The 9,667-nt window shown below is 48.0% G+C and carries 9 protein-coding genes and 1 pseudogene; 7 read left to right on the forward strand and 3 right to left on the reverse strand.

From position 1 onward, the window contains the following. Window positions 1-149: 149 nt before the first annotated feature. The gene (locus H6F67_RS26955) at window positions 150-578 is read left to right on the forward strand and encodes a tyrosine-type recombinase/integrase (RefSeq protein WP_190769741.1); all 429 of its coding nucleotides are present in this window, start codon (window positions 150-152) and stop codon (window positions 576-578) included. Window positions 579-694: 116 nt separating this feature from the next. On the opposite strand, the gene H6F67_RS26960 is transcribed toward H6F67_RS26955, so the two are convergent. Together H6F67_RS26960 and H6F67_RS26965 are read right to left on the reverse strand one after the other, a co-directional pair. Next, window positions 695-2,194 carry a relaxase/mobilization nuclease domain-containing protein gene (locus tag H6F67_RS26960; RefSeq protein ID WP_190769742.1) on the reverse strand — a complete coding sequence of 500 codons (1,500 nt, stop codon included), beginning with the start codon at window positions 2,192-2,194 and terminating at the stop codon, window positions 695-697. Window positions 2,195-2,897: 703 nt separating this feature from the next. Continuing rightward, window positions 2,898-4,196: an AI-2E family transporter gene (locus H6F67_RS26965; protein WP_190769743.1), complete on the reverse strand. Its 1,299-nt coding sequence runs from the start codon at window positions 4,194-4,196 to the stop codon at window positions 2,898-2,900. Between the two features lie 287 nt (window positions 4,197-4,483). On the opposite strand from H6F67_RS26965, the gene H6F67_RS26970 reads away from it, so the two are divergent. From H6F67_RS26970 to H6F67_RS28595, 6 genes and pseudogenes are all read left to right on the forward strand, one after another. Next, entirely contained in the window at window positions 4,484-5,467 is a 984-nt protein-coding gene (locus tag H6F67_RS26970; protein WP_199304665.1) for an S-layer homology domain-containing protein, read from the forward strand. A 101-nt stretch (window positions 5,468-5,568) separates the two neighbouring features. Next, entirely contained in the window at window positions 5,569-6,849 is a 1,281-nt protein-coding gene (locus tag H6F67_RS26975) for a DUF389 domain-containing protein (RefSeq protein ID WP_190769744.1), read from the forward strand. 8 nt (window positions 6,850-6,857) lie between these two features. Beyond that, a complete protein-coding gene (locus H6F67_RS26980; RefSeq protein ID WP_190769745.1) occupies window positions 6,858-7,667 on the forward strand; it encodes an ion transporter in 810 nt (269 codons plus the stop codon). Between the two features lie 66 nt (window positions 7,668-7,733). Further along, window positions 7,734-8,117, forward strand: a complete 384-nt coding sequence (locus H6F67_RS28585; protein WP_396799194.1) for a mechanosensitive ion channel family protein — start codon at window positions 7,734-7,736, stop codon at window positions 8,115-8,117. Window positions 8,118-8,129: 12 nt separating this feature from the next. Beyond that, window positions 8,130-8,240 (forward strand): annotated as a pseudogene (locus H6F67_RS28590) (mechanosensitive ion channel domain-containing protein); the annotation flags it as partial. A 12-nt stretch (window positions 8,241-8,252) separates the two neighbouring features. Next, window positions 8,253-8,762: a mechanosensitive ion channel family protein gene (locus tag H6F67_RS28595; RefSeq protein ID WP_396799196.1), complete on the forward strand. Its 510-nt coding sequence runs from the start codon at window positions 8,253-8,255 to the stop codon at window positions 8,760-8,762. A 31-nt stretch (window positions 8,763-8,793) separates the two neighbouring features. On the opposite strand, the gene H6F67_RS26990 is transcribed toward H6F67_RS28595, so the two are convergent. After that, window positions 8,794-9,519: an NAD-binding protein gene (locus H6F67_RS26990; protein WP_199304666.1), complete on the reverse strand. Its 726-nt coding sequence runs from the start codon at window positions 9,517-9,519 to the stop codon at window positions 8,794-8,796. Between the last annotated feature and the right edge of the window lie 148 nt (window positions 9,520-9,667).

Below are 9,667 nucleotides of genomic sequence, written 5' to 3' on the forward strand. Positions count from 1 at the left end.
GATCTTCCAGGCTGGCAAAATGGTTGAGAATGGTCGGAGCAATCGTCAATTCATCCATGACATGGAGCAGATTTAGCGTAAGCCTGCATCCTACCCCAATTACTCCAACCTCAATTTAGATGCGTTTGCCCTGAGATAGCAAGGGGTTCGTGCCACTGACGGTTCAAGGTCAGCAAGAGTTAGAGCATTATTTGCAGTGGCGACAGCAAGCGGGAGAGAAATTGGTGGATGAGTCACCGTTGTTTGTGTCGCACTCTCGCCGGAATGCGGGGCAGCGCTTAGGGTATGACGGCATTCGCAAGTTGATCAATCAGATTGCCGAGCAGACGGGAATTGCATTTCATGCTCATCGCTTCCGGCATACCTTTGCGACGACGCTGGTACTCAAGGGGATGAATCCGTATCATGCGATGACCTTGACGCGCCACAAGTCAGTGCAGAACTTCCGGCGCTACACCAAGGCGGCAGACCAAGCAGCGGCGGAAGCCGCGTTTGCGGAAATTATGGGAGAGGCGGGGGCGATCGCGGTTACAGATATGTTGCCAATAGATGACAAATCGTATGATTCTAGACCATAGCAAAAGTTTCTAGTGAAGATAGTGCTTAAACTAGTTAAAGCCATTACTATTGACGAGCGCCAGTTGAGATGTTTTCAAAGCTACAGACTTTAATTCAACAAAGTTTGCAGGTGTGTTCAATCAAGTTCGACTTGAAATTCTTTCTGAGTAGAAGATGGTTTTTGAGTTAGCTGCACAGTTTGTAGCCACTGTCCTAGCCAACCCTGTTCATGAGCTGGATCAATAACTTGAAGATGTGGAACTTCAGTAGTTAATGTCACTTTGATAGCATCAGTACAACAACTAGATAACATGACCCTTGAGGCAATTTTTAAGATCTCCAAGGGAAGCTGTTCAGGACGAATTGTACTAAGATACAAAGTCGTCTTGTCGGGTTCAACTTGCCCATCAAGGGCATAGGTAGCGAGAACTTCCAATGGGTCGCTTACGACGATCACTTGGTCAATTTTTCCTTCTCCTTGTTGTAGCCGGAAAAGACTGTTTAGATGATGCTCTGGTGGAGCAAAAGTTTCAAACGTTTTTGCGCCCTCGAAATCAAAGCATAAACCATTCAGGTGTAATCCCTCCATTGAGGATTCGACGAATACCCAACGTTTTTTTCGGTCGGCATATAGCCACCCTTGCTGATGCAGTTGGTCAATTAATTCTTGAGGAAAGTAACAGGTTTCGATAAGCTGTTGTTTCACTCCCGGCCAGTTTTCCTCAATTTTTTCAGGCAGCATTGTCTCACATTCAGTCGTGTCGAGTGTTAGCTGATGTTCAATAACTGTGACTGGATTGGCTAAAAGATTTGTGACAAGCAGATCATCTCGATCTGGAACATAGCTGACCTGATGGTATTTCTGGAGTCCAGGCAGACTATAACCTCGTCCCAAACTTGAGCCTGCGAACTTGACACCATGCAATTGAAAGCTGATTCCTGGTGGATCTCCTGGTTGCCGTCCGGGGCGCTGCGGATAAATCCTCACTTCAATTCCTTCCCGCTGTAAGCGCTCGATAAATTGAGGCAGTGTTGGATTATCTCCTACGTGGGCTTGAATCGCCTGGATAAGCTGCGATCGGATTGAAACATCAGGTAGTTGAGTGCGTTGTCCCACCATATATTCTTGCTGCTGAACTTCTTGGCGATGCACTTCAGCAAAAGTGGGAGCGTTCTCAAGTTTCTCCCAGCTAAATTTGAGAGAGGGTAGTTCATAGCGCTCAGCAATTTCTCTAAGAGCTACCTGAGCTTTGTAGTAATCCCAACTATCAGATACACATTTACCTGATTCATCTATTCGACCGAAGAGCACATGCACGTGATCATGACCTTGGTGTCTATGGCGTGCTAACAGGTATGGCTGTTCCTTGTAATCCATTGCATCACGAAGATCTAACGCAATTGCTTCCCAAAGAGCGCTTGAAAGTACTGTTCCTTTTTTAACACTAATCTTGCCGTGGTAAAGATTACGCATAACGGCGCGATTCAGCGGTTGTGTGATCAAAATTTCCTTTTCCAAGTCAGCAATTGAGTCAGAGACGAGAGTGCTGCCAACAATTTCAACACCGGGTTTTTCTACCACGTACTTCAGCACGTGGTAGATGTTGTGAGGCTTCGTATGAACGGCAATGAGCATTGATTTGAATGCATGAAGGGTTAGATTGTGCAACTTAGCAGGAAAGTTGCACAATCGCTGGCTGATGAAAGTGCTGTTTTAACAGTGGAAAAAGCTAACAGTAATTCATTTAATACACGCTGCAAGAATTATTAGAAACTCTTGCCCGTTGTGGACGAATTATTGCTAGCTTGATCAAGAAGCGAAATGGCGCTCTGCGGAGTCTTGATCGCCCATACTAGCTTTAGAACAGCTTGACTAGCAGCTTGGCTAGCTGCAATTGCGTCATCGAGTTGAGCGAGATCTGGGGCAGCAATCCGACCAAGACGAGCTTGCACTCGCAGGTAGCGAAGATTATCAAGAATGCTCACCTGCAATCGCTGAAACCGCACGATCGATTGGTATTCCTCAAAGTCCAAGCTATGAGGTGGCAGTTGTTGTTCGCATAGAACAGAGCGAACAAACTGGCTGAAACTGAGATTGTATTGAAGTAGTCTAGTTTGAGCACGAAGAAGTTCATTTCGGTCATGAAAAACTGCTTCCATGCGCGGCTTGCGTGGTTTTGTACTCATGTTTAGGTGTTGATTGGAATTCTCAAAGGGTGCGAGCCAGTGTGGAGCATCCGAAACGCACTTGAGGGATGAAACTTACGAGCGCGGAGCGAAGCTGCGCTTGAAGCTCTATATGATGCATTCTATCCACTAAATTCTTAATGTGGCTTTGCTTAAGAAAAGTTTTCAATTATCCCTCTTCCCTCACTCTGGGATAGGAAAAACCTACAGACAATTTCAGTTGAATAGCCCACAAGGGCAAACACCAGTGCGTCAACACTACCCTGAACGGTCATCGCGGCCACAATGCCGTCAGTACTAAGCGCACCGAGAATCGAAATGTTCTGCCCATAGTTACGCGCGACACTGTCGATGACGGGTTGACCAATTGGGGCGTGACCTTGTGTTCGGGTCAGTTTCAAGTTCACGCCTGACTCATCGAGGAACTGAGGGTTGTTCCACTGATCTAAAATGTCTTTTACCAGCACTTCTTTCAGCCAAATTTGAGCAACAACGAGAATTGGCAACCCCAAAAATAATCCCAGTACCCCAAAAAAGCTGCCAAAAGCCGTGAGAATCGCTAGCGTTGTGGCAGGCAATAAAGAAACCTGCCGTTTCATGATAATGGGCGTGATACAGTTGCCTTCAATCTGTTGAATCACAAAATATAAAAGTAAAACTGCGATCGCTTTCCAGGGAGAAATTAGCAACGCGAGCAGGGCAGGTGGGACAACGCTGGCGATCGCGCCGATGTAAGGAACAAATGCCGATATACCTGCAATCAATCCATTCACAAATGGGAGCGGAACACCCAGCGCCAGCAATCCAATAGTTGAGGTGATGCCAATGAAAGCCATACTCAGTCCAATGCCGCCCAAGTAGTGAACTAAACCGGATTCGCATTCAGTCAAGATAAAATCGACGCGATCGCGGTAGAATGCTGGAGAACCTCGGATCAATAGATTGCGATAGGATTTAGGATTTGCTAACAGCATCAGCGTTAATACGATAAGCAGCAAACCATTGAGCAGCAGGGCTAAAGAATTAGAAAAAGTTTGGTAGAGGTTAATAATGATCCAGTTCGCAACTCGCTGAATTTGGATGCTTAAGTTTGTCAGGTTTGGCAATCCTTCTAGCATCCGACTGGGAATCTGCGCCTGTAGCCGATCGCCTAAAGTGGCAATTTGAGCGATCGCACCAGGAATTAAATCAATCAGTTGGTCGAGTTGATCTGCAACTCGTACTGCCATCAGAGCAACGAACAATCCACCGATGAGGATAACGATGACGACGGTGAATGCAACTGCAAAGCCGCGCTTCAATCCTGACTGACGAAACTGCCGCACAATTCGATTGAGTCCGACTGCAAACACAACCGCCATGTAAAACAGTAGCAGCAGCGATCGAATCTGCCACAAAACATAAAGTGCAATCAAAATTGCAGCAAGCCCAAGCCAGCGTCCGAGTGTCAAGCGATAACCCCTAGTAGGTTGAGATAAACAGTAATTTGATTGCAGTGTATCAGCGAATTCTATTGGTTGATTGTTCGGTTTGTTGGTTTAGTTTTTCTATCAAACGACGCTTGAAATTTTGCTTGAATTTGTATCAATCTGACAATTCATCTCTCCAACGAATGACAAATTAAGTGATTATTCGTTCTTTAGAAAGATTCACACGTTGATATCTCTTTCGCTCGGTACAGCAACTCAAGCAGCCTGCTCGATAGCATCTACTTGTGTAGAAAACTGGGTAAGAACCAATGATGTTTCATTCTCAAACTGCTTCGGTGGTAGGCGTAACGCTGTTGACGTTTGGCCTAGCCGCTGGCGCGATCGCCCCATACTATACTCCGGCTCCAGCAGTGGCCGCTGCACCAAGCGCATCGCCTACCAACACTAGCTTTCCAGATACCCAAAACTATTGGGCGCAGCCGTTTATTCAAGTGTTAGAAGAACGCGATATTGTCACAGGTTATCCTGATAACACCTTTCGGCCTGAGCAACCCGTCGATCGCGATGAATTTGCCGCCATCATTCGCCAAGCCTTTTCTCAAACTCCAGAGCGACAAATTGCCAGCGGCAGCGTTTACAAAGATATTCCAACGGGCTACTGGGCTGCCCCTGCGATCGAAGAAGCGTATGAGATGGGCTTTATGAAAGGCTATCCGGGCGGCGAATTTCGTCCCAATCAGCCTGTGACGCGAACCGAAGTGCTGGTTGCGCTCGCGCAAAATTTAGATTTACCTGCAACAACCACAACTGAGGGAAAGCCTGCTGCAACCGCTGCCGCCGCACCTGCTGCCGCTCCCCAGCAGCCTGCCACTCGTCGCCAGCAGGCCAGAAGGCCGATGATGTTTCCGATGGCAATGACCGTTTTGATGCAGCCGTTAATGACCGCTCCTGCGAGAGCAACTGCTGCTAGTTCTCAAGCTCCTGCCAGCGCACCTGCGGCCACTGAAAATGCATCGGCAAATGCGCCGACAGCCCAGCGTCCCGTGTCTCTTGCAGTGAGCGATTACTATCAAGATGCTGACCAAATTCCGCAATACGCTGTTGATGATGTGGCAGAGGCAACCGCCGCTGGAATTGTTGTCAACCATCCCGATCGCCGCACTCTGAATCCGACGCAGCCTGCAACTCGCGGAGAAGTTTCTGCTTTCATTCATCAAGCCTTGGTGCATCAGGGCAGACTAGACCCGCTTGCTGAAAATCAAGCAGCCAGAAACTACATCGTGAATCCGTAATTGTGAATCCGTAATGGTTAAAGCGATTTCTTCACAAGGTGATCGAAATCTTCAATAAAAACGCTGTTCTCAGAAGAGCAAACAACTAGCAGATCAAAAATATGCGTCAGCTTCTTGTGCAGGTGCCGCAGGGATATGGAAAGACCGTTTTAGAGGTTGCCAAAGCCTGTGACGGTACGAACTTGGCGCAAATTGAAGCTACCGGAGTCGATCGATCGATCGATTTGGTCTTCATTCACGTTTCAAACGGTAAAGTTGAAACGTTGCTCAACAAGCTGGAAAACATACCGGATTTGAGCTTTACGCTGCTGCCGACTGGAATCATGGCGCTGCATCCACCCGCCGAAGCTGCTGCCGATCAGGTGACAAACGTGGAGGAGCGCAGCCCGATCGAAATCTTCCTGTCGGGCTTGCAAAGTACCGGATCTTGGAAAGGATTTCTGAGCTATGCCGCGATCGCAGGCGTTGTCGTTTGGATTGGTCTGTACACCAATACGGTTTATCTCCTGGTGGCGGCGATGCTGCTGGCTCCGTTTGCAGGTCCCGCGATGAATGCAGCCCTGGCAACGGCACGCGGCGATCGTCAATTATTAGGGCGCAGCATCATTCGCTATTTTGCTGCTTTGGGTGTCACGATCGCCACAACTGCCTTGCTCAATTGGATTTTGCAGCAGCAAATTCCCACCAGTTTGATGCTAGAGAGCAGCCAGATTTCCACTGTTTCCGTGCTAATTCCCCTGGCGGCAGGAGCGGCGGGAGCGCTGACCCTGGTTCAGTCCGATCGCAGCAGTTTAGTATCCGGTGCGGCAACCGGAATGCTGGTGGCGGCTTCGCTGGCTCCGCCCGCAGGCATCATCGGCATGGCAGGCGCGATCGGACGGTGGGATCTGGCGGTGAACGGCTTGTTTTTGCTGCTGCTGCAACTGGGTGGCATTAATTTGGCGGCGGCACTGGTCTTCCGCCTGTTTGGGCTATCAACACGGGGAAGTCGCTATCAGCGCGGCCAGCGCGGCGTATTTCCGATCGCCATTGGACTCAGTGTGATTGCCCTGACGGGACTGCTGATCTGGCAGTTTTCTAATTCACCGAACTTACAGCGATCGAGCCGCGCTCAGCGGGCAAATGCCGCTTTGCAGCAGGTCGTTGAGCAAAATGATTCGGTTCAACTGGTCGAATCAAATGTGCGCTTTACCAGAGCCAACATTCAAGGGCAAAATACGTTGCTGTGCGTCGTCTATGTTCAGCGACAGCCAGAGGCGATGCAAACGGCTGAACAAATTCGCGCTGATCTCACTCAAGCGATTCAATCGCGTCTATTGAATCAAGACTTCAACGCAACACCGCTGGTTGATGTCATTGTATTAGAAACACCAGATGATTAATTGTCGTAATGCAGCAGTTCGATCGACCTGAGAAGCAAGCAATTGAGCAGGAACAGTTCGAGATCTTGCAGCAGCTTGAAGACTGGCTGGAAATGCCGATGCTGTTGCTGAGTTTTGTTTGGTTGGCGCTGTTTATTGTTGAACTAACCTGGGGATTAACTCCACTTCTCGAAACACTTAGCTTGGTAATTTGGATAATTTTCATTCTTGAATTCATTCTCAAGCTAATTCTTGCACCTCGCAAAGCTGCTTATTTCAAAGCAAACTGGCTGACGGCGATCGCGCTGTTTCTACCTGCCTTGAGAACCTTGCGAATTATCCAAGTGGTTCGAGTTTTGAGAACCGCCAGAGCCGTTCGCGGCTTGCAATTGCTGCGCGTTCTCACTCGAACCAATCGCAGTATGCGATCGCTCACGGCAACCTTTACGCGGCGTGGATTTGGCTATGTGGTGCTGCTAACGGCGATCGTCACGTTTGCAGGAGCGGCGGGTATGTATGCCTTTGAGCAAGATGCTCCAGACGAATCTGGATTTGATCACTATGGAACTGCCCTATGGTGGACAGCAATGTTGATGACCACGATGGGATCAGATTATTTTCCGCAAACGGCAGAAGGCCGAGTTTTATGTTTTTTACTCGCCCTATATGCGTTTGCCGTCTTTGGCTATGTGACTGCAACATTAGCAACATTTTTTATTGGGCAAGATGCCGACGACGATCAAGCTGAGCTAGCTGGAGCAAAATCGATCGAGGCATTGCGAGATGAAATCATTGCCCTGAGAGCAGAAATTCAAGACTTGCGACGAAGCAATCGATAACCCTCAGATAGAAGTTTGTTCGGTTGATTGTCGGTAATATTCGATTGCAATTTAGAAATAAATCGGATGAATGTAGAACTATCTACCCTGTGGAACAAAATGCAGGCAATAGCAAACAGCTTCCTTGCCCTGTTGCCGAATATTATATTGGCGCTGATTGTCTTTGCAGTTTTCTTCTTTGCGGCCAGAGTGATTAAGCGAGTCGTCAAGAACGTGACTCGTAATCGTCGCCAGGCTCGCAATTTAGGATTGGTGCTAGGCCGATTGGCGCAAGGTGCAACTATCCTAGCGGGGCTGTTCATTTCTCTATCGATCGTGATTCCGTCTCTTCGAGCAGGCGATCTCGTTCAGCTATTGGGAATTAGCGGAGTTGCGATCGGATTTGCATTTCGAGATATTCTTCAAAATTTTCTTGCAGGTATTCTAATTCTTTTAACTGAACCCTTTTAGATTGACGATCAAATTGTCTTCAAAGATTTTGAGGGCACAGTCGAAAACATTGAGACGCGAGCGACAACAATTCGCACTTATGATGGCCGTCGCATTGTCATTCCCAACTCAGAATTATTCACCAATTCAATTGTTGTGAACACGGCTTTTGAGCATCGTCGGCTTGAGTATGATGTTGGCATTGGTTATGGCGATGATGTAGAAGAAGCGAAGCGATTGATTCTTGAGGCGCTTCATAGCGTCGATATTGTATTAGATACTCCGGCTCCTGATGCGCTGGTGATGGAACTTGCCGAAAGCAGTGTTGTGATTCGCGCTCGCTGGTGGATTAAACCGCCCCGACGAGCGGATGACTTAGCCTCAAGAGACCAGGTAATTTCTGCAATTAAGCAAAAGGTGTATGTCGAAAACGGTATCGATTTGCCTTACCCCACTCGACAAATTCTCTTTCACGACCAAACTGAAGAAATCGATGGCGATCGCGCTCGGCAGCGAGAAGGATGGCCTGCCGGAAAAGGCGAAGTTCCTAAATCGCGCAATATCAGCCATGCCCTCAAACAGCTTGCCGAAATTCAATCTCAGCGCAACGGTGAAGACGGAAATGGTAATTCAACGGGTCAAGCCGATCGAGGCGATTCGATCTAAGAGGCTCTAGTTCATTGCCTGACAAAAGGGATCACCTCACGTCTGTAAGCGGTTTTTCGGCAGATGAGGAAGCGTGTAGGAGGTAGGTGATGTGATCGCCTGCCTGCCAAGGTTGATCAGCAATTATGATTTCTAGGCGCTGATTTCGCTCAATCAAAATCGGCAGTAAATCACCCGCTTTGATGCCAGCTTGCAACTCCGCCTGCTGTGTCTCAAAATCCGTCGATCGCAACATAATTTCGATGACCTGTACATCATTTTCAGCAAGGTATTGACTCCAGCGATCGAGCGGTACTTGAGGTGCAAAAGCGATTTGAATTCCGGTTGCAGCAAAACTCGGATCATCCCCACTATTCAAGGGAGGTTGAGATAGCGTCACGACCCGATCTGGACAGAACAATTCTGAAGCCCGTTGAGCTAAAATTCCGTTCAGTTCCGGGTTGTGGGTGAGTGCAATAAAGGTACTTAATGAAGCGATTCCTTCTGCTTCTAGCTCCTCTAAATTCAGGTACTTACTAATTGCGGGAATGTCATCAAGCTGAACTGGGCTAGTATTGCTGTTATGAAGATCAATTAAAAGAACTGACTCTCCTTTCTGTTGCAGCAATCGATACAGCAATTGACTGACTAAGTTTCCACCAGCAATGACAACTCTCACCTGATTGGTCTGCAACCCTAGCCAGCGAGCAATCCAACCTGCACTCAGTCCTTGAATTAGAACCGTCATGAGAATGGTCAAAAAGACGAGGGCTTTCATCGCATCCCCACCGTTGATGCCCGCTTTTGTGAGTGGGTAGTCGTGTAGAAGTAATGATGCTAGGTTAGCAACAGATTTCGATGGACTCTTTATGATGCTTGCTTGTCCCAGTTGCACCTCGACTCAAACGGTGAAGAATGGTCGTATT

It is taken from the genome of Microcoleus sp. FACHB-1515, from assembly GCF_014696105.1.
Lineage (GTDB): Bacteria > Cyanobacteriota > Cyanobacteriia > Elainellales > Elainellaceae > JAAUTJ01.